Source organism: Bartonella sp. SL317 (assembly GCF_059687655.1).
This window is the reverse complement of the sequence record NZ_CM185144.1, coordinates 1,272,524-1,298,720: the sequence shown is the minus strand read 5'-3', so window position 1 is coordinate 1,298,720 and position 26,197 is coordinate 1,272,524. Positions and strand designations below refer to the sequence as shown.

The 26,197-nt window shown below is 34.5% G+C and carries 17 protein-coding genes, 1 tRNA gene and 1 pseudogene; 6 read left to right on the top strand and 13 right to left on the bottom strand.

The features are described 5' to 3' along the window. Nucleotides 1-2 precede the first annotated feature (2 nt). The 3 genes and pseudogenes from AC6ER9_RS05415 to AC6ER9_RS05405 form a co-directional block, all read right to left on the bottom strand. Nucleotides 3-642, bottom strand: a pseudogene (locus AC6ER9_RS05415) (energy-coupling factor transporter transmembrane component T family protein). After that, nucleotides 639-1,319 (bottom strand): energy-coupling factor ABC transporter ATP-binding protein, encoded by a 681-nt coding sequence (locus AC6ER9_RS05410; RefSeq protein WP_497073783.1) that lies wholly within the window; start codon nucleotides 1,317-1,319, stop codon nucleotides 639-641. Before AC6ER9_RS05410 ends, AC6ER9_RS05415 begins: the two are co-directional and overlap by 4 nt. A gap of 39 nt (nucleotides 1,320-1,358) precedes the next feature. Further along, nucleotides 1,359-2,786, bottom strand: a complete 1,428-nt coding sequence (locus tag AC6ER9_RS05405) for an amino acid permease (RefSeq protein ID WP_497073782.1) — start codon at nucleotides 2,784-2,786, stop codon at nucleotides 1,359-1,361. 181 nt (nucleotides 2,787-2,967) lie between these two features. On the opposite strand from AC6ER9_RS05405, the gene AC6ER9_RS05400 reads away from it, so the two are divergent. From AC6ER9_RS05400 to AC6ER9_RS05385, 4 genes are all read left to right on the top strand, one after another. After that, nucleotides 2,968-3,291, top strand: coding sequence for a hypothetical protein (locus tag AC6ER9_RS05400; RefSeq protein ID WP_497073781.1), 324 nt, complete (start codon nucleotides 2,968-2,970; stop codon nucleotides 3,289-3,291). 1,886 nt (nucleotides 3,292-5,177) lie between these two features. Then, nucleotides 5,178-5,253 (top strand) — tRNA-Thr (locus AC6ER9_RS05395). A gap of 1,270 nt (nucleotides 5,254-6,523) precedes the next feature. Beyond that, on the top strand, nucleotides 6,524-7,186 hold the full coding sequence (gene bgtA / locus AC6ER9_RS05390; protein ID WP_497073780.1) for a gene transfer agent endolysin BgtA: 663 nt from the start codon (nucleotides 6,524-6,526) through the stop codon (nucleotides 7,184-7,186). Then, the gene (locus AC6ER9_RS05385) at nucleotides 7,183-7,410 is read left to right on the top strand and encodes a hypothetical protein (protein ID WP_497073779.1); all 228 of its coding nucleotides are present in this window, start codon (nucleotides 7,183-7,185) and stop codon (nucleotides 7,408-7,410) included. The genes bgtA and AC6ER9_RS05385 overlap by 4 nt, the downstream gene beginning before the upstream one ends. Nucleotides 7,411-9,313: 1,903 nt before the next feature. Here AC6ER9_RS05385 and lldD read toward each other — a convergent pair. Continuing rightward, nucleotides 9,314-10,465: an FMN-dependent L-lactate dehydrogenase LldD gene (gene lldD, locus AC6ER9_RS05380; RefSeq protein WP_497073778.1), complete on the bottom strand. Its 1,152-nt coding sequence runs from the start codon at nucleotides 10,463-10,465 to the stop codon at nucleotides 9,314-9,316. Between the two features lie 864 nt (nucleotides 10,466-11,329). Then, nucleotides 11,330-12,418, bottom strand: coding sequence for a 2'-deoxycytidine 5'-triphosphate deaminase (locus tag AC6ER9_RS05375; RefSeq protein WP_497073777.1), 1,089 nt, complete (start codon nucleotides 12,416-12,418; stop codon nucleotides 11,330-11,332). A 272-nt stretch (nucleotides 12,419-12,690) separates the two neighbouring features. On the opposite strand from AC6ER9_RS05375, the gene mutL reads away from it, so the two are divergent. Both mutL and AC6ER9_RS05365 read left to right on the top strand, forming a co-directional pair. Beyond that, a complete protein-coding gene (gene mutL / locus AC6ER9_RS05370) occupies nucleotides 12,691-14,559 on the top strand; it encodes a DNA mismatch repair endonuclease MutL (RefSeq protein WP_497073776.1) in 1,869 nt (622 codons plus the stop codon). 108 nt (nucleotides 14,560-14,667) lie between these two features. Next, a complete protein-coding gene (locus AC6ER9_RS05365) occupies nucleotides 14,668-14,904 on the top strand; it encodes a DUF2093 domain-containing protein (RefSeq protein ID WP_142415857.1) in 237 nt (78 codons plus the stop codon). A gap of 19 nt (nucleotides 14,905-14,923) precedes the next feature. On the opposite strand, the gene lpxK is transcribed toward AC6ER9_RS05365, so the two are convergent. The 8 genes from lpxK to AC6ER9_RS05325 all read right to left on the bottom strand — a co-directional run bounded on the left by lpxK (nucleotide 14,924) and on the right by AC6ER9_RS05325 (nucleotide 25,945). After that, a complete protein-coding gene (gene lpxK / locus AC6ER9_RS05360) occupies nucleotides 14,924-15,955 on the bottom strand; it encodes a tetraacyldisaccharide 4'-kinase (RefSeq protein WP_497073775.1) in 1,032 nt (343 codons plus the stop codon). Next, nucleotides 15,945-17,267 carry a lipid IV(A) 3-deoxy-D-manno-octulosonic acid transferase gene (gene waaA, locus AC6ER9_RS05355; RefSeq protein WP_497073774.1) on the bottom strand — a complete coding sequence of 441 codons (1,323 nt, stop codon included), beginning with the start codon at nucleotides 17,265-17,267 and terminating at the stop codon, nucleotides 15,945-15,947. The genes lpxK and waaA overlap by 11 nt, the downstream gene beginning before the upstream one ends. Before the next feature lie 1,419 nt (nucleotides 17,268-18,686). Continuing rightward, nucleotides 18,687-18,932 (bottom strand): DUF4170 domain-containing protein, encoded by a 246-nt coding sequence (locus tag AC6ER9_RS05350; protein ID WP_497073773.1) that lies wholly within the window; start codon nucleotides 18,930-18,932, stop codon nucleotides 18,687-18,689. Nucleotides 18,933-18,980: 48 nt separating this feature from the next. Continuing rightward, on the bottom strand, nucleotides 18,981-19,784 hold the full coding sequence (locus tag AC6ER9_RS05345) for a 3'(2'),5'-bisphosphate nucleotidase CysQ (RefSeq protein WP_497073772.1): 804 nt from the start codon (nucleotides 19,782-19,784) through the stop codon (nucleotides 18,981-18,983). Continuing rightward, a complete protein-coding gene (locus AC6ER9_RS05340) occupies nucleotides 19,771-21,102 on the bottom strand; it encodes a TldD/PmbA family protein (RefSeq protein ID WP_497073771.1) in 1,332 nt (443 codons plus the stop codon). Before AC6ER9_RS05340 ends, AC6ER9_RS05345 begins: the two co-directional genes overlap by 14 nt. 1,671 nt (nucleotides 21,103-22,773) lie before the next feature. Then, nucleotides 22,774-23,220: an SRPBCC family protein gene (locus tag AC6ER9_RS05335; RefSeq protein WP_497073770.1), complete on the bottom strand. Its 447-nt coding sequence runs from the start codon at nucleotides 23,218-23,220 to the stop codon at nucleotides 22,774-22,776. Nucleotides 23,221-23,997: 777 nt separating this feature from the next. Next, on the bottom strand, nucleotides 23,998-24,564 hold the full coding sequence (rsmD, locus tag AC6ER9_RS05330) for a 16S rRNA (guanine(966)-N(2))-methyltransferase RsmD (RefSeq protein ID WP_497073769.1): 567 nt from the start codon (nucleotides 24,562-24,564) through the stop codon (nucleotides 23,998-24,000). After that, complete coding sequence (locus AC6ER9_RS05325) at nucleotides 24,545-25,945, bottom strand: pseudouridine synthase (protein WP_497073768.1); 1,401 nt, start codon at nucleotides 25,943-25,945, stop codon at nucleotides 24,545-24,547. The genes rsmD and AC6ER9_RS05325 overlap by 20 nt, the downstream gene beginning before the upstream one ends. Between the last annotated feature and the right edge of the window lie 252 nt (nucleotides 25,946-26,197).

Sequence of the window (26,197 nt, the reverse complement as noted above, 5' to 3'; positions counted from 1 at the left end):
CATTATGAGACACTTTGATGATTATGAGAGACAGCGTCAACAATATCAACCATCATAAGAGCGTGCTTCCAATGCCTCAGCTACTTCTGAAGCCATTCTTATAGTTCGTATAATTAAAGGTATTGCAAGAGCAATAATGTTAGTATTAAGCCCCCGTGCTTTCTGTGCTTCACGCACCTCATTAAATTTTTCACTCAAAAGAGGAATAAACCTGATCGCCATAGAGATAACCATACTCACTTTTGATGGATTTAGACCAAAACAACGAAAGGGTTGAAGCCCTGTTTCAATTGCCTCCACCATATCTGAAACTTTTGTTGTGAGTGAAATAAGTGATGATAAAAAAAAGAGGATAATAAGACGTAATACGACTTCAACTCCCGTAAGCCAACTGTTAAAAGTAGCCTGAAATACAAACAGAAGAACTAAAAGCAATCCCATCGATTTAAACTGCTTTACCACAGTGCTAAAAGGAACCTTGGCAAATCTGTAGAGTAAGGCAACGAATAATAAAAAGAGTCCAAGAAGTGGTATAGATGAAACCATTATTATAAAAGTTCCACATACTATAAGAAATAATAGCTTTACTTTAGGACTAAGCCTGTGAATAAATGTGTCTTTTGGAAGATATAAACCGATCATGACATTCTTCTTATATATTCTTTTATAGCAACAAAAGGTACATCATCGATTACTATTTCTCCCCTATCAAAAACAAGTACTCTATCGAAACTTTTCAAAAACTCCAAATCATGCGATACAACTATTGCCGTTTGTGGTAATTCTTCTATCACTTGCGTAACGCGGTACTTATTTCGTAAATCGAGTAATGTCGTAGGCTCATCAAAAATAATGTAATCTGGTTTCATGGCAACCACACTGGAAATAGCAACAAGTTGTTTTTGCCCACCACTTAATAAATGAACAGCGTGATTTCTAAAGTCTTGAAGTTCATAGCGCTGTAAAATTTCATCTACACGCTCCTTAATTTCACCCTTACTAAGCTTCAAATTTTTAAGACCAAAGGATAAATCTTCTTCCACTAAGGGCAAAACAATCTGATTATCAGGGTTTTGAAAAACAAATCCAACTTTGCGTTTTACTGCTTTTGCGTCGCGTTTGGTATCAAGCCCATCAACGCTTACAAAACCATGAGATGGTAATTGGAGCCCATTTATAAGACGAACAAACGTGCTTTTTCCAGAACCATTTGCACCAATAATGGCAATTCGTCTTTCAGTAAGTTGTACAGTAATATTCTTTAAAACACACAACTCACCAAAGACTTGTGTCACCTGATCAAATTTTATAATTCCCAAGGTTTATTCCAATCAAACCCTCTATATTATCCTCTATTGTTATCGCTTAAGCTTATAGCCTAAAAGTAAAAATAAGCACCATAGAGGAATAATAATAACTGCCAAACTCATATCAGGCATCTGTATAGGAATATATGTTTCAAGAAAAGGTATTCTTATTCCTACCATATCCAACAGTCGAGCCATTAATCCATTTTTTCCAAAACCACTTATAAACATTATACAAAATAACAAAACAAGAAAGCATAAGCAAAGATAGTTAGCGTAAGGATATAAACCAAACGGATAAATAAAGCTTTCTTTTCTGTTCTTATGGGCTTTTCGAAATTTCAAATGAACAATAACAATCATAGCCCAAGTAATAAGCGCGGCTGCAGTTGCAAGAGCCATAATTCGCATAAAACTATTATCAGGAACGAGAGCATTAATAACAACGATTATTGCTGTACATAACGATGAAAAAAGGATTGCAATATAAGGAACACGAGCAGCACTCAGTTTACTGAAAATACGTGGTGCATTTTTTTGTATAGCTAAACTATAAAGCATACGACCATTAGAATAAATTCCACTATTGTAAACAGAAATAGCCGCCATAATAACTACAAAATTCAAAATATGACCCGCAGCGGGAATCCCCACAGTTTCAAAAATTGTAACAAAAGGACTACCATCTTTTCCAATCATATTCCAAGGACTGATTATCATAATAACGCTGATAGAACCGACATAAAAAATTATAATTCTCCACATAACTTGACGAATAGCCGCCGGAATTGTTTTTTGTGGATTAGATGTTTCTCCAGCAGCAATACCAATAAGCTCGGTTCCTCCAAAAGAAAACATTACGACAGAAGTCGCCAAAACAACCCCTATAGCTCCATAAGGGAAAAAACCGCCGTGATCCCAAAGATAATGGATACTCGCTTGATTTTCCCCTACTCCAGTGACAATGAGAAAAATCCCAAAAATAATCATACCAATCACAGCTGCAACTTTGATTAAAGCACAACCAAATTCAAATTCTCCATAAAAACGAACATTCAATAAATTGATCAATGTCACACATAAAAGAACAATGAAAGAAGACTTCCAATGATCAATCAGAATCCAATGATCAAGATAAAATCCAATCACTGTAAGTTCGGTCATACTGACGAGAATATAAAGAAACCAATAATTCCAACCTGATATAAAACCCGCTAAACTCCCCCAATATTTATAAGCAAAAAAACTAAAAGCACCCGATGTTGGTTCTTCTACTGACATTTCACCAAGCATTCGCATGATGAAATAAATAATAAGTCCTCCGAAAAGATAAGCTAGAATAGCCGAAGGACCAGCCAATTTTATAGATTCCGTTGAACCATAAAAAAGACCTGTACCGATAACGCCACCCAAAGCAATCATTTGAACATGGCGATTCTGAAGATTACGCTTCAACTCATTATTCGCATCTTTAAGCATTATTCTGCACTCCCCCTCGATAATGATGGTAATATTTATAAAGGGAGCTGATAATATCTTCGATATATTTTTTTTCAATAGAAATTATAAAAGAGAACATAAATCTATTTTTTTGTCATAATGCAACTCCCCTTCTTTCTATGCATTATGAGAATGTTCCATTAAAACTACAGGAAGAAATATGCTTCGCTCTTTATTCAGATTAATGGCTTTTATTTTCGTTACACTAACAATCATAGCATTGGTTATTGATAATGCACACTCTATCATCACATCACATTGGACAATAACCCCCCTTAATAAAATTCTAGTAAATCTTCTGCAAACAGATGACGATAACCTTCATCAATCTCTATGCACGATAATGCCTGATTTTCTATCCTCCATTTGCATTACTCTCACTTATTTACCAGCATGGGCAGCCTTTGGTGCTTTAGCAATAGTATTTTGTATCTTAACTTACGAAAAACAAAAACCTTTTGGAAAGAATATTCTATACATATAACAAAGATCACATTTAAGCTTGAAAAAGACTTCTAGAATCCTCTGTACGATACACATCAGTATAGCTAAAAACACCTCCCCCTATATCAACACCGCTAAAAATTATTTGATCATAAAAATAGACTAAAACGCTTTATTATATCAATATACACCCACTCATAATTTCTAATCGATAATATCGTTTCATTGGCATCATTTTAAAGAAATAAGCGAATAAATTTAACTCCCGCTTATAAAAAAATTCTGTGCAGAAAAATCTAAAGATTTCGATATATTTCAATTTTTCTATTGCTGCTGCTTTATACTATACAAAAACCTTTCTTACATAAATCAACATATTTATTTATAATGATAGTTTATCACTTATTTATATTGGAGACCTTAAATAACCTAAGGTTTTCTCATTTCAAATCTCTTTTATGTTGAAACAATAAAAACCATTCGTTTGCCCGTTACAAACGAGGAGAGCTGTATAAATTAAACTGTATAAGAAAAGACTAAAAATGGCTCTTATGAATCGTCTTACATACCAAGACCCTTCGCAACATTAAGAGCTAGCAAATATAACGATGATGATACCAGCTTGTAAAGCTATACACCCTGTACAATAATATGTACTTTTTTATAAAGAGCTCCTATCTCTCTATTAACTATTGAATAGAGCATGCCTTCTATTCGTAGCCCATACGTGTCTTCAGATCAATGTCTTTACAAATAATCCGCTTACTATCCAATCCCCAAAAGCTAAGCACAAACTAAAAAGTGCAATACTCACTCTTTAGAAGAGAAAATTTGTCATGCTCATATTTAAAGAAGCGAATTCTTTCAGAAACAATAAGCTGTTCAAGAACTTCTTTCTCCGCTGATCCAATCGCTTTTCCTTTTATATGTTTGTCACTACCTCCTCTCATTCCCCCATCCATCTCCCACCGGAAGTGCATTAGCCGTTACTGGAGATAATACTGAAAAAAGCAGAAAACAAAACTACTGATAAAACAGTGCGTTTCATGAGATAAACGTCCCGATAATTAAATTTCGAAATATTTTTACTATGAAACGAGGCTATGCATATTTTGATTGCAATAAAATATACAATTTGATTATAATTATCAACAAAATAAATTATAATTCTTTCTTGTCTAAAAAGCCATGTTACTCAAAGCCAAATTTATAATACACTAAAGGGTAGAATTTGATTGATGGTTTTAACAATAAATAAAACTTTAAATAAGCTCTGTAAATGGAGATGATGGAGTATCTTTTGAAAAAAATTAAACAACAACAGAAAAACGGCTCTTAAAATATAATATAAACCCAATAAATAAATTTTATCCAAAAAAACTTGCCTACCTGTCGTACGGACCCTATTGAGAACAGTACCGTTTTTTATGGGTACATGTTTTTTTATGCTGTTGTTTTATCTATTATAAATATAAATCGGGGCTGCTGTTTTTTTATAAATAAAGTTATAAAGCTATTTTTTAATGAAAAACAACTTGTTAACCAATTCTACTTATCTTCACATCATAAAAAATGATAGCTTTTATTTTTCTAATGACTTAATTCAACCATTTTCTTCCTTTTTTAAAATCAGTAAATATTTTAATTTTTACGAAGATATCCTGACATTTTTTCCACCTTAAAGATGTGTTTTTCTAATAACTTATTGATTTAAAGACGATCGTAAATTAAAAAGCATTTTACAGCATTAAGTTCGAAGAGCACTGATCTGCTTTGATCTGCTTTCAATTTTTTCATTCCTCTTTTCTACTTCAATGATTATCATACATATATTTATAAATTGTGAAAAAAATGCATACTTGCTTTTATGTGTACTTTTGGTTATTACCCTCGAACTAGTTTTTTCTTATTGAACTATAAGCTTATGCCGCATTAGCTCAGTTGGTAGAGCACATCATTCGTAATGATGGGGTCGCTGGTTCGAATCCGGCATGCGGCACCATTTTTTGCTGTTAATACTGAATATATAGATTATTTATTTAATCACCTTTTTTAGGCTACCTTTCAGTCCACCTGTTGTAGTTTATACAACTTTATCTAATTTGTTGTTATTTTCTCCATATTTTTCTTTTGCGTAAAAGGCTAAAGTTTTTTCTCAGCCTCATAGCTTTGCCTTATTTATATGAATCTGGAAGTAGCGCTTTGAAAACCCCAAGTACGAATCGTTGTGTGGATACACGAAAAAACTTTTCATATTCACGGATTGTGACATATTACCTATCGCTATCATCAAAGATCATTTTATTTTTATATTACATAAATAGATGAAAATGCTGAAAAGAGAATTTTCCCTCCCATAACTTCAAGAAGCTTTTATCAAAATCTTTCGTATCCTTTGTATTATTGTACCTAAAAAGATTTCAACAGCTTTGTTAATTTGTTTCAGATGTTGCTGAAACGTAGCCAATGCAACTGCAAACAAAGATAATACCATTAACCCGAACACCACACACACAACGATTTATATGAAGAGAACAAAGATGTTATTTATGTACTAACCAAGGCTATCGTTCAAATTTATTACAGTACAATATTCTTAAAAAAAACATCAAATATCATTGATCTATATATTGAATATGCTCCTCTAATATATTATTTCAGCTGGAAAAATACTATAAGAGAGATAAATATCCATTATGTTTTATATAAATATATTTATTCATATAAAGCTTATTTAACAGTTTATTTAAAATCCTCCATGCAGATATGTTTTTTTTTAAATTAAGCAATTACAATTAGAGGAAAATCAATAATAATTAAATTAATTATAGCTTTCTTGATTAAATATATATATAATACATTACGTGTTAAATTTAATTGATTCTAAAATAATTGGTGATGTGATATTTAACCATAAGGTATCTTTATTGTTTTTATAGAAATTTCTGTGGTATGGATTATTTATTTTAAAATTATTTAAAAATAAATTCTAATTATTTCGTTACTTATTATATTTATAGGCGAAATAACTGGTTATAAGTTGGTTTATTAAAAATTATCGTATTTAGGCTAAAAAGAAAACTAATTAATACAAAATGAACAGTGCTTAATATAGTATTTGTTCTTATAAAAATGATATGAGGTTTTATAATATTTCAGTTTAGTGATTTTAGTTCAATTAAACTCTTTACTGTTTTGTGTTTTAAAATTGAGTAGGTGTAAATTTTGAACTTGTATCCTGCTTTTGTAGGTTTTTTATAGGATTAAGGATAATGCGAAAAATATCAAAGGAAGGGATTGCATTGATTAAGCAATTGGAAGGCTTGCGTTTAAGTGCCTATGAAGATTCCGGTGGTATATGGACAATTGGTTATGGACATACAAGTGCAGCTGGTGCCCCCGATGTCCATAAAGACATGCAAATTACGGAAAAAGAAGCTGAAAAAATTCTTTATCAGGACTTGAGGGAGTATGAGGCCGCTGTTAAAAAAGCTGTTACGGTTCCTTTAAATGATGAACAATTTGCAGCATTAGTATCATTCTCCTATAATGTAGGAGTGGAAGCTTTTTACAAATCTACACTTTTAAAAAAGCTCAATAAAGGTGAGTATGAAACGGTACCAACTGAGTTGCAAAAATGGACAAGAGTAGGTGGGAAACGTATCCAAGGTCTTGTCAATCGTCGAGCAGCTGAAGCAGGATTATGGGCGAAAGGAGCTCATATTGCCCCCAATTATCATGTCGTAGAATCAGAGGGGGTGACAGGCATTTACAAAATAGAAGCTCTTGCACCCATCATAGGTTCTTTTTCAGGGCTTGGAGGAATTTTTGTAGGAAATGGTCCTGTCCAATGGACTTTGGCAGGTATTATGGTTTTAGCTGCTTGTACAGCGATGATATATGTTGCTAAGCGTTTTCAGGAACACCGTCTATGATTTTATGGATAAAAAAATATATGACGATGACGTACGGGATCATAGCAGCTGTCCTTATAGCTGTTGTGAAAGCTTTTTTTCTCGGGAAGAAAGTTGTAAAGCAAAAACAAACAGAGGAATCTTTTAAGATAGCGACAACACGGCTTGAGGTAGAAAATGAAGTTAATAAAAAAAGTGATGCTGATGTTCGTAATAAGCTTTCTAACTGGTTGCGCGACGAATGAGCGAACTTCTTGTATTGGATGGCTACCAATTTATTTGAATCAACAAGACATCAGTGTCATCAGCCCTGATTTAGCGAAAGATATTCTAAAACATAATGAACAAGGTAAACGTGTGTGTGGTTGGAAACATAAACGAGAAATAAAGTGATAAAAATGTAATTCCTTTGAAAATATTATCAGTAAAGAAATTTGAAAAAAGTTAGCGCATTCATATTAAAATAAGCAGCCCTTTAAAGAGTTAGGGTGCTTAATATGTCTATTTGGTTTATTGAGAGTGGTCAAGCTGCTCAATTTATAGTCAAAGGATTCAACCCGTTGTGTTTACGTAAAATGATTGCGTGTATTAATATATTTTGAGGGAATTTCTGTTGTCTTATTCAGATAAGATGAGCAAAGTATGATGGATTATCCTGTGGTTATCGTTCAAAGATCTGATGATATAAAAAGGGAGCTATCTTTAAGAAAAATTATATCTCGAGTGCTAGCACTTAAAAACACAAACTCACAGAACTGTACGGGAATATTGGCTTTTTATATGATGTTATGTCAGCTTTTTACCATCATGATGTTGAAGATAAGCTAAATACTTCCACACTGTATCTTCTTTCCCGCGCTAAAGTAGCGTAAAAATACTGCGAATGGTATTAGCTATTAATTTTTCTATAGGTATCTCCCTATGTAAGGAATTATATGCAATTCTAATGAACACTAAGCCTTATTTTACCTTTATTTTTTAACCGATCTTTTCTACTTTTAAAAGCTTCCTGTGCAACTTATTGAAAAGTTTTGCTTTTTTTGTTTTAAAATAGTTTATCCCTAAAATAGAATAGGATTATTGTCTTCTTTGAGATGCTCATTTCTAATATCTTGCGAGCTGCCGTGCTTCATAATATTAGCAATAAAAAACTTAAATACTATAAAGATTATAGAACCTATCCCATTTTTATTAGAACTATATCTTACTAATAATACATATTGACTTTTATAAAAAATTAATATAATGTTTTATGTGTTTTATTATAAAACAAAATAAATTTTAATAGCTTTTTATAAATTTATTTTTATATAATATAAACAAATTAGTTAATGCATTATATGTTTATAAATAGGAAAGAAAAAATGCTAGTAGGTTTTGCGATATTTACTGTTACTGCACTACAATATATTATAAGTCTTGAGGTGTTGTATGGGCTTAAGAATATCACTTGGAGTTAAGAATATCACTCTTGGTTAAAAAATTAATATATATTTTATGTGTTTAATTATAAAGCAAAATAAAGTTTAATAACATTTTATAAATTTATTTTTATATAAATATAAACAAATTAGTTAATGCATTATATGTTTATAAATAGGAGAGAAAAAATGCTAGTAGGTTTAGCGATATTTACTGTTACTGTACTACAATTTGTTATAGGTATTGAGATGTTGTATGGGTTTAAGAATATCACTGTGGGTTAAAAAATTAATATATATTTTATGTGTTTAATTATAAAGCAAAATAAAGTTTAATAACATTTTATAAATTTATTTTTATATAAATATAAACAAATTAGTTAATGCATTATATGTTTATAAATAGGAGAGAAAAAGTGCTATTAGCGATATTTAGTATTAGTGTAATAAATTTTATTATGGGTATTGAGATATTTAGTAGTATCATAAGTTAAAAAATTAATACAAGGTGTATATTGTGTCGTTTGTGCTTTTTCTGTATTTATGATTATTGAGATTTTTTCTTTACTTAGTATTGCAAATATTGGATACTTTTTATCGTATTACAGAGAAGAATTTTGACCTTTCTCTTTAACGTTAACTGTCAACATATCTGTGAAATACACAAATATACTCCTTTATAAAAAAGGCTTTCTTTTTCTAAAAGCAGTATGGAATAATATTGCTTTTATTGCTCAAAGGCATCTGTATTTACTAAACTTTTGCGTGTGATATCTTTGAGTGTCTGAGCACCAGTCAGTATCATAGCTACCCGCATTTCATTTGCGAAAAGATCAAGCAGGTGAACAACACCTTTCTCACCTGCTGCTGCGAGCGCATAAACAAAAGCACGACCAATCATAACAGCATCCGCGCCTTGTGCGATCATGCGTACAACGTCGAGCCCAGAACGTACACCAGAATCCACTAAAATAACTAAATCATTCTTTACAGTATCCGCAATTGCGGGTAATGCCTGTGCCGTTGATAAGACACCGTCAAGTTGACGCCCGCCATGATTGGAAACAACAATCCCATCAGCACCAAATTGTACTGCTTCTCGCGCATCTTCTGGATCAAGGATACCTTTTAGAATCATTTTTCCCTTCCAGAAATCTCTAATCCATTGTAGATCATGCCAACCAATTGATGGATCAAAATTTTTTCCAAGCCAACCAACATAATCGTCCAATGCAATCTTCTTTTTGAGATAAGTGGAAACATTTCCAAGATCATGGGGACGCCCCATAATGCCAACACTCCAAGCCCAATGTGGATGCGTAAAAGCTTGTAAAAGGCGGCGTAACCCAGCATAAGGACCAGACATTCCGGAATGTGCATCACGATAACGTGCACCAGGAACTGGCATATCAACTGTAAAAACCAACGTGCGCACACCAGATGCCCAAGCTCGCTCTAATGCATCACGCATGAAACCGCGATCTTTGAGAACATAAAGCTGGAACCAAAATTCTCCTCCAACCGCTTCCTGCACTTCCGCAATGGGACAAACTGAAACAGATGATAGGGTAAAAGGAATGCCTTTTGCAACGGCTGCACGTGCTGCTTGCACTTCACCACGGCGTGCATACATGCCCGTTAACCCAACAGGTGCAAGTATAATCGGCAAATCAAATTTTTGATCAAAAATCTTGGTGGAAAGATCAACGACACCAATCTGCCTAAGAATCCTTTGACGTAGCGCAAGTGCTTGAAGATCTGTACAATTACGCCGCATCGTTTCCTCAGCATAAGCTCCACCATCAATATAATGAAAAAGAAAAGGAGGAAGCCGACGCTTTGCTGCCTTACGATAATCAAATGTTGAAGAAATAATCATTGATGGCACCATTGTTCCTAAATGACAAAAAGCAGATATTCTAAAATATACAAGAGCTCCCCTTATCCCTCCTATTCGATAATCTCCCCAAATTGGAAAATAAAGGTAACAGGGATTGCAACTTTCTAAAAAAACTAATTGATAAAAACAACGTCTTTTTTTCTCTTTTCCAAAATTTAAAACTTCACAGTATGAATCGGTATCAATAACGGATTTACGCATAGATTGTTCATGTACAATTGAAATATTATACTTTCTGTAAAAAAATATTTCTTCGAGAGCCCCTAATTCACCACTTTATTCATTATAATTTAAAATCGTTTCTCCTTCTAAAGATTCTTTACATTATCGTTTATAAGAATGGAGAGATCATTGTTATTAATTATAAAACATCTTCCCCAAAAAGATAAAAAATTATTACTGAACTGTATAAAAATTATTTACTGGCTCTTAATAAGCAATTTCATACGGAATAAAATATACTAGGCATTTATATCCTAGAAAAATGAAGTTAATAGCAAAATCGAACGCTTACATGTTTGTTTTAAAAAGCGAAGACCTCACCGTTATATCAAATTTTATTAACCTATTGATTTATTATCATAATACATATTGAATATAATTAAATTCTTTCATTTTAGATCTTTTGACAATGAAACATTTGAAACTATTTTTTCGCGTCATGAACGGAGCTCGTATGGGTAAAAATTTAAAAAATATCCCTCATATCCTCTCAAACACAAGGTATGTCATAAGCTTGGAGACTAAAAGTAGAATGTATGATAGTGTAGGTTTTGTGAAGAAAAATTTTTTTGCTTAAAAGGCATTTCCTACTGCATTTTATCAAAATTCATAGTTTTCAGCTCATTTAAAATGCTTGGATAACTTTAAACCCTGTGCTTGATAATGTGAACCAACATCCTGTCCATAAAGGGTGGAGGGTCGATTAAGCATATGCTCATAGACCAAACGGCCAACAATTTGACCATGCTCTAGGATAAATGGAACTTCATGGCTCCGCACTTCTAAAACCGCTTTTGCTCCTTTTCCTCCTGCTTCCCTATGCCCAAATCCTGGATCAAAAAAACCTGCATAATGCACCCTAAACTCCCCCACTAATGGATCAAAGGGGGTCATTTCTGCAGCATACAGCGGGGGCACATGAACAGATTCTCGTGAAACTAAAATGTAAAATTCATCAGGATCAAGAATCAGTTCGTTTTGACCACGATCAAACAGTGGTTCCCAAAAATCTAAAACGTGAGCAACAGCACGTTTATCAATATCAATAACACTTGTATGATGTTTACCACGATAACCGATAAGCCCGTTTTCATCTCCTTTTAAATTAATGGAAAGTCCAATACCACCAGCGCTAATATTAGGAAGATCATCCGATATCAGCGTTTCTTGCTTTTGCAAAGCATGAAGCTCAGTTTCATTTAAATAACTTTGTCCTTTTCTAAATCGAAGCTGTGATAAATGCGAACCTGTACGCACCAAAACTGGAAATGTTCGTGGACTAATTTCCAGATAAAGCGGACCATGATAACCAGCACAAATTTTATCAAACTCTTGAGCATTATCCGTAATAACCCGTGTAAAAATATCTAATCGTCCCGTAGAGCTTTTTGGATTGGCAATAGCCGATAAAGATTCCGGTAAGGCCAAATTTTCCAAAAGTGGAACAATATAAACACACCCCGTTTCCAAAACAGCACCATTTCGTAAATCAAACTCATGTAACTTTAACCGTTCAAGCTTATCCGAAACTTTTGCATCAAGACCCGGCATAAAGGAAGCACGTATACGATAAGCTTTTTCTCCTAAACGAAGATCAAGACTTGCGGGTTGTATTTGAGATCTATCAAATGGATACTGAGCTTTGAGAAAGTTATTATCAATCAAAGCTTGTATATCACTATCTGCTAAAATACCGCTCATACACGCCATATATATTGCCTTCCCTTTTTATACTGTTTCTTTTTTGACCTAGATGATAAATTGGTGCAAGCTATTTTAGGATGATAAAAACGATTTTTCTATTTTTTCCAACTAATTTGTTAATACTTCGAATAATGAAAAATATTTGGTATAATGTGCTCTCGAAAAAATAAGAAGCATTTAGAAATAATACTTCTCAACCCCTCTTATTCTTGAATGTTGCACAAATGATGCTATCATAATTTTCTACAAACCCCTTAAGAACCCTGTTAGAATTTATTATGATTATACGCCATCTTAGCGAAAATATTATTAATCAAATTGCCGCTGGTGAAGTTATTGAACGGCCAGCAAATGTTGTCAAAGAACTTGTTGAAAATGCTATTGATGCCGGTGCAACGCGCATTGAAATTATTACAGCAAATGGTGGCAAAAATTTTATCAAAGTCTGTGATAATGGTTGTGGGATTCCGGCAGATCAATTAACTTTGGCCGTTTCTCGCCATTGTACCTCAAAGATTACCGATGACGTGCACAATATCTGCTTTCTTGGGTTTAGAGGAGAAGCCCTTCCTTCTATTGGTTCTGTTGCTAAACTCAAGCTCACTTCACGAACAAACGAAGCCGAGAATGCCGCTGAAATTTCCGTTACAGCAGGGAAAATTGTAGGCCCCAAACCAGCCGCTGCAAATCTGGGAACAATTGTTGAAGTTCGCGACCTTTTCTTTGTTACGCCTGCACGATTAAAATTTATGAAAACTGATCGTGCTGAAACAAATGCGATTAGTGACATGATTAAGCGAATTGCTATCGCATTTCCACATATTCGCTTTTCTCTTTCAGGACTAGACAGAACCTCTATAGAACTGTCTGCGACAGAAAATAATACTCAAGGACAATTACAACGTATTACCCAAATTATGGGAAAAGAATTTGCTCCTAACAGTATCGCACTAAATGCTGAACGCGAATCCGTGCGCTTAACGGGGTTTGCGTGTTTGCCATCTTTCAACCGAAATAACAGCCTGCACCAATTTGCGTATGTTAATGGGCGTCCCGTACGTGATAAATTTCTATGGGGTGCTATCCGAGGGGCTTATGCTGATGTCATGACACGCGATCGTTATCCTGTCGCTATTCTTTTTATTGACCTTCCACCTGCTGAGGTGGATGTTAATGTCCATCCAGCCAAAGCTGATGTCAGATTCCGTGATCCAGGATTAATTCGTGGTTTAATCGTTGGAGCCATTCGTGAAGCATTACAACACGCTGGCATTCGTCCTACTTCAACCCGTTCTGAAGCAATGTTGGCTGCTTTTCAAACACAAAAACCAGTGGCACAAAAACCATTAACACAACAGCCTTTGGGCAATTTTAAAAATGCTTACCAATCCTCTTCATATAACCCACAGCCTTATCATTCTGCCACCGCTTCAATGATGCACAAGCCCTTGGATAGTACAAGCTCTTTTAGTTTTAAAGAAGACGCTGCTCCTCTTATGGAAGGCTTAAATACACCAAGTGGAGAGGCCTACATTCCAAGCACAATACCTTCATCAGAAGAATTATCTTATCCATTAGGCGCGGCTAGAGCACAAATCCATAAAAATTATATTATCGCGCAAACTCAAGATAGTTTGATTATTGTCGATCAGCATGCTGCTCACGAACGGTTGGTTTATGAAGCCCTCAAAAATGCACTTTATGCCAAACCACTTCCTTCACAATTATTACTCATTCCTGAAATCGTAGAACTTTCTGAAGAGGATGCAACATGCCTTTTAACACACAAAGAAGCTTTAAAAAAATTTGGTTTAGGGATAGAACCGTTTGGGCCTGGAGCAATTGTTGTACGCGAGACACCTTCCATGTTAGGAGAGATTAACGTACAAGCCCTTATTAAAGATCTTGCCGATGAAGCCGCTGAATATGATACAACAAATAATTTAAAAGCAATGCTTGACTATGTTGCAGCAACGATGGCCTGCCACGGTTCAATACGATCAGGGCGCCTTTTACGTCCCGAAGAAATGAATACACTGTTACGACAAATGGAAGCAACACCCAACACAAGTACATGCAATCATGGCCGACCGACTTATATTGAACTCAAATTAGCGGATATAGAACGGCTTTTTGGCAGAAAATAAGCTCTTATTATTTTGAATAAGAAAAATATTTTTTAATCCACTTTTGATTTTATAATATATCTTATGGAATTTTTTTTAAATAGTAATATTAAGTAAAAAGGAATTAAAATGTTTTCTAATGGTGAACGCGAAGCAAAAGTTCGTTATTCTAATAACGGATATGACATTGTAGAATACGGAACCTATACCATTTGTGCTGTTAGCGGACAGAAAATCCCTATCGATGATTTAAAATATTGGAATCATCACCGGCAAGAAGCATATGCCAGTTGTGAAATTTCCTATCAGCGCGAACTTGAATGCAATCCATATCTCAAGAAATTGTTAGAAACACAAGAAAAGTAACCCCTTTAAAGCTATAAATTTAGCCTTTACTTTTTAAGTCAAGGGAACGTTTTTTAAAGCGCATTATGACCTCTTCAAGGAGCATATGACAGAAGTCTTCTTGAACAAAATCGACATCCACATCAAAAACAATAAGATTTTTAAAATCTTTTTGCTCATGAGTTGTCTGTATACGGATATAATCTTTAGCAGTTGTCGCCAGCCATAAATTGTGCATTTGGGCCTTTTGTATAAGGCTTGTTAAATTTTTATCGGTGAAAAAATAGTGATCTGGATAGGTATAAGTTTGCACCACATAACCAGACAATTCTTTAATGGACTGAAAGAATTTATCTGGATTGCCGATCCCTGCAAATGCCAAAAATGATTTTCCTGCAACCGCATCAGAGGCACTTGCCTTAAGATGAGCACGATGCAAAGGCTTGCCAGTACGCGCAACAAGGAAAGAAACATTATCATACGCATCTGAGTCACCAATTAATAAAACACTATCCATAAAAGAAAACTGCGTTTTTAATGGTACACGTAAAGGTCCTGCTGGAAAGACAGCGCCATTACCAAAACCGCGCAGCGCATCAACAACAAGTAACGCATAATCCGTATAAAGGCGACGGCTTTGAAAACCATCATCCATTAAAATAAGATCACATCCCTCTTTTTTTAGCCGTTGTGCCGCTGCATAACGATTAGCCGATACAGCGACAAAAGCATGCCGTGCCAGTAAAAGGGCCTCATCTCCAACATCGCGTGCAGTGTCATATTTCTCATTTACAAGATGCACTCCTTTAACGGCTCCACCATAACCACGTGATACAACACCAGGGATGAAACCAAGTTCTTTAGCCACTTTGGCAAAAGCAATAACAACCGGCGTTTTACCTGCACCACCACATGTAAAATTTCCAATACATAAAACCGGAAGATCAATCACGGGCGGCTGTCTTTTCATAAAACGACGTGAAAAATAACCATATCCCCATGAAATTGGAGTGAATAACAAACGCAAAAAACTTTTATTTTTCCACCAAAAATGAGGAGCACTAATAGGCATATCTACCCTGACACTGACTTAAACCTGTTTGTATGACAAGAGGTTGTAAAAACGGATCTAAAATCTTTAATGTTCGCTCAAGTGCACCTGCCATAGCTGTTGCCACTTCATGAGCCCTATCAACCATTTCTTGTCGCGATGTTTCATTTGTTAAAAGCCTATAGACCTGAATCGCAAGCTGTTTTGTATCTTCAACCATATATGCTGCATCACGTGCTAAAAATTTTTCAAACATCTCTTGAAAATTTGAAACATGAGGCCCCGTCAAAATAGCGGATCCAAGAAAAGCCAATTCCAATGGATTATGTCCCCCCTTTCCACATAACGATTTACCAACGAAAGAAACTTTCGATAAGCGAAGAAAAAGTCCCATTTCTCCAATGGTATCTCCCCATAAAATATCGGTATTCTTATCTGGAACAGCATTTCTGCTTCTACGAATAAAATGTAAACTCTGATTATCACATTTCCTAATAAGATCTTCTAAACGTTCAGGATGACGAGGAACAATAATTGTTAATAAATCTGGCAAGTAATTTTTAATAATCTTATGAACCTCAAAAGCAATCTCCTCTTCCCCTTCATGGGTTGAAACCGCTGCCCAAACTGGGCGATTGCCGATAGCATTACGATAACGTGCAAGCAATGCTTGATCTTCAACCATAAACACATCAGCCTTGAGATTACCAGAAAACGTAACAGATTTTACGCCAAGTGTATGGTAATAAGTGGCATCTCTTTCATTCTGCCCAATGGCCAAATCAATCTCTTTAAAAATATATTTGGCAAGAAAACGCCGCTTTTGCCAAGCTTTAAAAGAACGTTCAGACATATGGGCATTAACCAAAATCTGCGGAATACGCATTTTGGCAAGTTCTTTAATACGCAGAGGCCAAATTTCTGATTCACAAATCAAAACGAGATCAGGCTTCCAATGACGAATAAAACGGCGCACTGCAAAATCTAAATCCAAAGGAGCATATTGATGAATCAATCGGTTACCAAAATGCTTTTTGACAAGAGAGGAAGATGTCACGGTTCCTGTTGTCAATAAAACATTAATTTTTAATGATAAAATATGATTAATAAGTGGAACAAGTGCAAGTGTTTCTCCAACACTTGCTGCATGCAACCAAACTAACGAACCTTGGGGACGTACAAGAGAACTTTTCCCTAAACGCTCTTTTTTGCGACACCATTCTTCTTTTCCACGGATTGCACGAAAAAACAAATAAAAAGGAATAACAGGACATAAGCAAAAACCAATGATTCGATAAGTTAAAAGAGCCGCATGTGTCTTTAATTCTACCATTTAAAATCACCTCATCCAGCTGTCTTGATATATCTATAGGCTTATTTTGTTAAAAAACTTATCAACACCATTGGGGCATCCATATTTTTTAATACCATCTATATCTTAGATAAAAAACATTTTCTCCATGAGAAAATTAAAGATACTATAAGGAAAAGACATACAATTTTATCCCCATGTTTCTATTATATTTTCTTATCAGTATAAATACACATTTTTTACATCCATTTTAATGAAACTGTATTAGTTATATCGACTTTATTATTTCATTCTGCACCCTAAAAAATCTTAGTCAAAAATAACAAATTTATATTTCAATAGATTATAATTTTACAATATAATGGATAAATACAATACAATTTATGACATAGGTTTTATCAATTTTTTCAAACCTCTTAAAAAATACTTCTCATAGTTTTAGTGAATCATTAAACTATATCTTCGTTAAGAAACCTACGATCTTTTAAAGGTGAGTATTTAAAATAAGAATAGTTTATTTTTAGATATTTAGGTGTTGTCAATAAAAAAATGTACAGATATTGCAACCTATATAAATAAATATGTAAAACTAACCTTTAAATAGAACTTTCGAAAGGACTAGGGATATTATTTTAGATTATGGTACAAGTCTCCTAAAAGCAATTGAGAAAAAACTAATCTTGTTTAAGAGTTAATTTCTTAAAAATATTTAAGAAATTAAAATAAAATTTTTAATGCCTCTTTTTTAGAAAAGAGCCAATAAATATTCCTTTTAGGATTGTATATAATCAACTGAATAAAATGATTAACTTATCAACTGTCATTTTAAGAAAATACTCAAGAGGCTCTGCTGAGATAGATGCAATTCATAAATCTATTCAGTTTCTCTAAGTTTCCAATTTCGGTCAATTTCTCATGATTTTCATGGATTTTAAGTTTACAATAATAACTCGTTGAAACCATTGCACTGGATAAGTAGGGGATAAGTAAGACTGCCAATGATCCCAAACAAAGGAGCGATTGGCTTCATTAGCAGTGCTACTCTTTTATCAGTTTTAACGTATTAATATCTTATATCCCCTTTAAGAGCACAGTGACTATTCGCAGTATAATCATAGGTTGCTTTGAGCAATATTTTTTCACAACAATACTATTGTTGTGAATAACTTGGTGGGCTCTCTTGCACTTTTATTAAGCGTAAAGATGATAATGCGAACTGGATTTTAAATACTCTATAAAAGATTTTATGTTATATCCTTCATTCGTATTGTTATAAAATCAACGTCACATGTCCTCTGACATATTTCTTTTCAAAAAGCATATGAATTCTTAAAAACAGGCATTTTCTGTTTTTAAGAATTCTATTTTACTTAAAGGATATACCGATAAGAGCACGATCAAGAAATGTCAGACAATCGACAAGCTATCAATATTCAAGCTTTACTCTGCATCGCCTGATTCAGTATCAAGAAACTGATGCAAGTCTACAATGTAATAGCGTTGTAATGCATTATCGACACTGCTTTGCGCCTTTGCCTGCCATGCTTCTTGAGCGGATTGATAATTTGAAAAAATACCAACCACATCTAAATCATCAGGATTCTTAAATTGATTACTCTTAAGATTTTTTAATTCACCACCAAATACAAGGTGTAAATATTGTTTTTTTTCGTTGGCTTCAGTCATATGTGCCTCCATATCATTCAGATAATTTTAGCGCTTTTTTTTATGTGATTAAACTAACTTTGCTTGACGAACAACACCTATCATATCCTGACAGCAATTATTTTTACCAGCAATTAAAAGTCCATATTGATAAGGTTCAATTCCATAAGATAGTAAAGGGGCATCAAGCGATAAAAAACACCCCCCACACTCCTGCAAAATAAGATCAGCAGCAGCAATATCCCACTCATGACAATTGGGACGAACCAATACAATATCAATCTCATCTTGAGCAACAAGAACAAGACGATAAGCAAGAGAAGGAAGATAATGGTAAAAACTGATTTGATTGAGAAAATCATCTGGTAACTTTTGTGCGAGCGATTTATCAATCGAAACTTTATATTTTCGATGAGCTTTCGAGGCTAAACGAGGAAGTTTTATCCCATTTAATGTTGCCCCTCCACCCATGACAGCTGCATAAACATCTCCTTGAACTGGACATTGTAAAACCCCCACAATAGGGCGCCCATTTTCAATAATAGCAACCGAAATACACCAATAAGGACTCCCTGAAAGAAAACCACGTGTTCCATCAATAGGATCAACCACAAAGGAGCGTTCATAACCTTGTTTTTCTCGATTATCTTTTGTTTCTTCTGAAATCCATCCATAATCTGGACGTGCCCCAAGAAGTTTCTCTTTTAAAAAATGATCAACAGCAAAATCTGCCTCACTGACCGGAGAATTACCCTCTTTAATCCAAACATCCAACGTGCATCCAAAATAGCGCATTGCTAAATCTCCTGCCTCTCGACAAACGTCACGCAAAAGATTTAAATCAGAAGAATGATGCGTGTTATTTTCCTGCAAGTGTCATCCCTTCAATTAACAATGTTGGTGCCGCTGTACTATAACGCCGATCAATATCATTGGCAGGTGTTAAATGTGCTAACATATGAAGCAAATCAGAACCCAGCGTTACTTCACTCACCGGATAAGCAATTTCACCATTTTCAATCCAAAAACCAGAAGCGCCACGACTATACTGACCGGTAACAAAATCAATGCCATGGCCGAATAATTCTGTCACATAAAATCCACTCTGCAAACCTTTGATCATATCGCAAGGTGATATTAAACTCGGCTCAATAGCAAAGTTAGTACGTGTCGGCTGCACCAACGCCCCTGAACGTGCACCGTGTCCATTTGTTTTAAGCCCCAATTCACGTGCTGTGGATGATGAAAGAAGCCAGTTTTTTAAAATACCATTTTCAATAATATTAAGTGTTTGCCCCTCTACCCCTTCACCATCAAAAGGATGGGAAGCATTTCCACGTAATCGCAAAGGTTGATCGGTGACATTAACATTAGACTTCATGACTGACTTGCCCAAAAAATCCTGTAAAAGACTCGTTTTACGAGCCACAGAGGCTCCATTGACCATAGATGCGATATGTCCTGCAATCCCACGAGCTGTACGTGGATCAAAAATAACATCAACACCCCCTGTCGCTGCACGAACTGCTCCTAAACGTCTAACAGCCCCAATCCCTGCATTTTTGCCTACAGTTTCTGCGGCCTCTAAATCAGAAAAATGTAAGGCCGTTGTATAATCATAATCCCGCTCCATCTGTGTCCCTTCCCCTGCAAGAGCACTACAAGAACGTGAAAAGCAACTGGAGCGATAGGCTTGACAAAAACCATCGCTGGTCACAAGAATAAACCCACTACGGCCATAAGCTGTTGCAGCGCCGCCAGAATTGCTTACGCCTTTAATATCAAGAGCTGCTGCTTCCGTTTTTAAAGCATCTTCTGTTAAAAAATGACTGCTCGGTACAAAATCATCAAAAAGATCAAGATCTTTAGGATTCTTAACCAAGCACTCTTTATCTGCTAAACCTTCAAATAAATTATCGGGAGAAGCTTTAGCCATCGCAACAGCACGTTCTGCGAGTTCTTGCGGATAAAACGCTAAATTAGCAGAAACACTTGCTACTTTTTTTCCAACAAAAACCCTTAGAGTAAAATCATTGCTCTCAGCTGCTTCTGTTGATTCCACTTTCCCAAAACGAACAGATACACTGGTGGAATGTGCATGAACAATAACCGCATCAGCAGCATCCGCCCCAGAACGCTTTGCTGCTTCAACCAATGACACAGCTTTTTCAATCTGGTTCTTGTTAGTCATTATAGACTCCCTAAAATATTTTATTATTCATCTTGATAAACACTCTGACTGATTTGTACAAATCAGAATATAATTCTTGTATGTTCATTTATAAAATTATGCACGCTTCATGCATTTTTTTCTTTTAATGCATTAAATCATTTCCCTTTAGCTTCTGTATGAAAAGGTGCAATATGTCGTAAAATCTTTTCAGTTTCAAGATTTCTCATGGATCCTTATCGTTTTAAAAGCTAAATCTGCACTTACAATCAGATCAACAGAAAACCTCGTAAATCAATAGAAGACTTAACAATAAGACTTGGATTTAAGCAAAAATCCTTAAAAATTCAAAAAGCATAAAACGACCTAAAACACACGCTTTATGCCCTTTTGAGGGTCAAATAACTTTCCTCATTCCTATAGTTTTCTTTAATTCTCAAGCAAGTATAAATAAAGACCTATGTTTTTGGATGCTTCTTTATTTCTATAAGCTCTCTCATAAGAGAACAATAATCTTGTCAATAAAACAAAATATCAACAGCGTAAAAAATATTTTCTTTCATTAAATAATTTCAACAAAATGAGCTGTCATAAACTTCTTTATCCATGATAAGTAATGTCACAGAGAACGCCTTTTTTTATATTTGTTAAAAATAAGTTATAATCATAACGTTCTTTTCAAGTTGAGTGTGTCTAGACGAGGATCTTTCATCTTTTTTCATGAATCATTGTTAATCTGTTACTTTGTTATTAAGCAGGCATAATTTTACAGAATTTTCTTTTTTGAAATAAAAATCCTAAGATATGGGACAGATTTTGATTTAAGATTTTCCCTCTCACCCCTCCATTAAAAAAATATGACATCGTCATAAAATGATAAGTAATAAAAGTTTTATATGAAACTTAACTTTGTATCTATTTCTCAATTCAGTTTGTAATGAGTACATTTGCTCAATTAGTTTTGGCAACCTTATTACTTATAATTGTTTTAATAGATACAAAAACGTTTGTAGAAACTGTGATATCTCCACGTATTTAAAAAATTTAATTTTTAAAACATTTAAACAAAACGTATAAATATGAGATTCATTTTTAGGAAGATGAAGTATGTGTCTATTTTATCTTTTAGAGCTGTACTCTCTAAAAAGTGATCAAAAAAATCCTTTGTGATTTTCAAACCAATACTTTGATTTATAATCATAATTTATTATTTTGTCATTTGCGCAAAAAGGCCCAATACATAAAGTTTTCTCCATTTAAAATACCCACGTTGAGTAAATTATAACTATTTTCTAACACATCATGAATAGGGTTTGTGTGAATCAAAATTATTGCAAAAAAGTCAAAATGCTTTTTCTGAATACCCTAAAATGCAAAAGTTGTGGCACTATTAGAAACTGAAAATATTACATGATAATACCAATCGACAGCTTCATAAGAGCAGCAGTGAACTTCTAAAACACTCTTATTTTCAATGCAAAAGTCATCTTATAAGCTTTTATATATACAATAAAGTTCAATGAATCTTATACAATCTTTAAGGAAAAATTAATCCCGTAAGATGATTTGACACGATTTCAACGGCTAACTAAAAACTCTTTGGTTTGTGATATACGCATAACCGATTTCATTCTAACAAAACTATAATTTTTTGCATCTTTTTTACAAGATTAACTTCTTTATGAAGACACATCAGATAGCTTTATTTTCAGTAAGAGCACGTCTGCTCATTTCAATCATTGCATCGCGAAGATGTAATTTAATTTTTGATCCAATAATCATTCCAAAGAAAGGAGAAAGTAAGCCAGACATTGTTACAGTATGACGAATTTTGTTATTTGAAGAACCAGATTTTTTTGAACAAATATATTCATGATCAAAACTCATGCGTGTAAGAGGAAGTTTAGCATAATCAGAAAAACAAACATTTTTTATAACTTTATCAAGTGTAAAAGTTACTGTTGGTCCTTTTTTAGGTTTCATACGTCCCACAGCCCCTTCTGTGAAAGCTCCAGAAAGTTCTACCCATTCAAGTTCATGATCCCAGAAAGGCCATGTTGCTACGTCTTCCCACATAGACCAAATCTGCTCTGCACTTGCTTGTGTACTAATTTCTTCACTATATATCCATTTAAACATGATAATCTCCCCTTTTTAAAATCATTGATCTGTCGTGAAAAAGAGTAATATATAAATTATGCTTAAAGCTGCATAATGATAAGATATTTAATCTTCTCAAATATCCTTAATAGGTCATGATTAATTCAACAAGCGATATTAATAAAATAAACACACAAATGTTCAGTATAAATGAATACTATTGTCTGCCTTAAATAAAAATATCTGTTTTAAGTTCATACAATAACAAAGATAGAATCTACGCATTATTTAAGATATCAATATAGATGACACTGCTTAAAACTTTCAATTGTTGATAACCCATTGATAATTAAGGTGCTATCGAAAAACTGAAACAAAAAAGTATCATAACTGTTATCGCGCAATATATTTCCTATTGGAGAAGAAATATGCATCGATAGTTCATGAAACATTCAAGCCTTGACAACGCATTGGAACTTGTAATCTATCCGAAATTAATAAAATAGCCCATAACTTATAAAAACGAGTAACAAGATATATTACTAACTAAGATACAATAATATTACACCTCAAAGTAATTTTGAATTAGATAAAAGATTAGAGAACATCTCTCTAATTATTAAAGAGCATATATCGAAAATGTTTTCTCTTAGAGCTATAAAAAACTCCCAAAAATATCATGAAATCAAAATCCATTACTTTCTTTCACATTAGAATCTTTTATTGATTTTCTCCTTAACCTTTAAAGAAACCATATAAAATAAAAAAAACTGTAAAAAAGCGCTTTTTTCATCCTATCGGATAAAAAAAGCTTTCTCAAGATGTAAGCAATCGTAATTTATAAAGACGTATTGCTGTTTCACCATAAAAACGCTCATCATCTAGATAAAAAACGTCAGGTAAATAAATCATTGTATCTTTCTTTTCTTCAAGTATGAAAAGTGTATCAGCTTTTGCCCACCCCCCTCGTAAAGCTTCTACAAAAGCCCGTTCACCTAAACAACGGCTATAAGGAGGATCAGCGAAGATAACATCAAATGGAAGCATTGTTCCAATATTACCAAGTTTGGTTGCATCACGACGCAAAATCCGTCCTATCGACTGTAATTCAAAGGCTTCGATATTTTTTTGAAGAATCCCACGCCCCTCAACCGAGTTCTCAACAAAAACAGCAGACTTTGCTCCACGTGAAAGTGCTTCAATGCCGAGAGCACCAGTACCCGCAAACAGATCAAGAATGCGTTTATTGGTCCAAAATTGTTCTTCACGGCTAGAAAGAATATTAAAAAGGCTTTCTCGCGTACGATCACTCGTTGGGCGAATCGACTGATCAATAGGCGAAAACAAAACACGCCCAGCAAATTTACCGCCGATGATCCGCACGTGGCCCTCCAAATCGCTTCGAAGTTTTTGCACCATCACGATGTGGTTTAGACTTTTTCATAGCACCACTAAACGATCCTACCTTTTTCTTTCTCTCAAAAGAACGCGCATCAAGATCACCTTTTATCATTTTCTCTTTATCCTTTAAAAAGCGATCTTTCTTACCAAAGGTACGCGTTTCATCATAAGATGTTTTGCCACCTTTTTGAACAACACCTCCCCCCTTCTCTTTCAGCACGTGATTGTCTTTTCGTTTTTCCTTGCCCCGATAAAAAGATTTTTTATCAGTCAAATCACTTTTATGATCATGCGATTTATCTTTACTATAGGAAGACTTCTTCCGTGCACTCTGCGGGCGTGCACCAGGAGCCATCCAAACATTAGCACGACGAGAACGTGGGAGAAACCTCTCTGCTTTTCCTTCCTCACTTTTTCCCTTATTCACATTTTCATAAGATTTTGCGTTTAATCGTGCGCGACCATGCTCAACAGAACCATCTTTCGATCTGCGTCGTATCGCTTTTTCACTTGAAAAAACCCAACCATCATTGGCAACAGAAACATCCTTCTGGCTTTTCTTTTCGGCAACAACTGGAGAATTTGAAAAGGGTTTCAGAATAGGAGCATCAAAATCTGCATTGGCTTGCATAATCAAACGCTCTCCCAACTGATCTCGTAACATCCGACCTTTTAATTCTTGTACGGCTCCTTCTTCTAAATCAGAGAGATGAAATGGACCATAAGAAACACGTATTAATCGATTAACTGATAATCCCAAAGCCCCTAAAACATTCTTTATTTCACGATTTTTCCCTTCTCGCAAAGCGACAGAAAGCCATATATTAGCCCCTTGTTCCCGTTCAATTGAGGCTTCAATTGAACCATAGAAAATACCATTAATCGCAATACCATTTTTTAGGTTATCCAGCGCACTTTGCTTTACTCTTCCATGGGCACGGACGCGATATTTACGAACCCACCCTGTTACAGGAAGCTCTAATACACGCGCTAAGCCACCATCATTGGTTAAAAGCAAAAGCCCTTCCGTGTTAATGTCAAGCCTTCCAACAGAAAGAACGCGCGGCATTTCTTTTGGTAAACTGCTAAACACTGTAGGTCTGCCTTCCGGATCACGGTTCGTGGTGACAAGCCCTGCTGGCTTGTGGTAAAGCCATAAACGCGTTCGTTCTATAGGGGGTAAAAGTTTGCCATCAACTTTAATAACATCAGAGCGGCTAACATTAAACGCAGGCGTTTTCACGACTGTACCATTCACAGAAACACGACCTGCAACAATCATCATTTCTGCATCTCGACGTGAAGCAACGCCAGCACGCGCTAACCTTTTAGCAATCCGTTCACTCTCATTATTTTCATTCATTTGCGTTTCAAACCAATCTTTGTCGGTATGTTCAGAAAATTATTTACATGCACCATACCGCTTATCTGCAACGAGCAAGTAGCACAATCATTTATCATTTTCTATCCTTATAACAGCAATAATGTATCCCTTGACTTTCAAGTTTGTTTTAAACACTTTAAAAAATAAAGGTATTCCTTTCATTATAAAAAAATAATAAATTATTCATTCCATAGCATTCCTTATCGAAAAACCTTAAAATTCTCTATGATT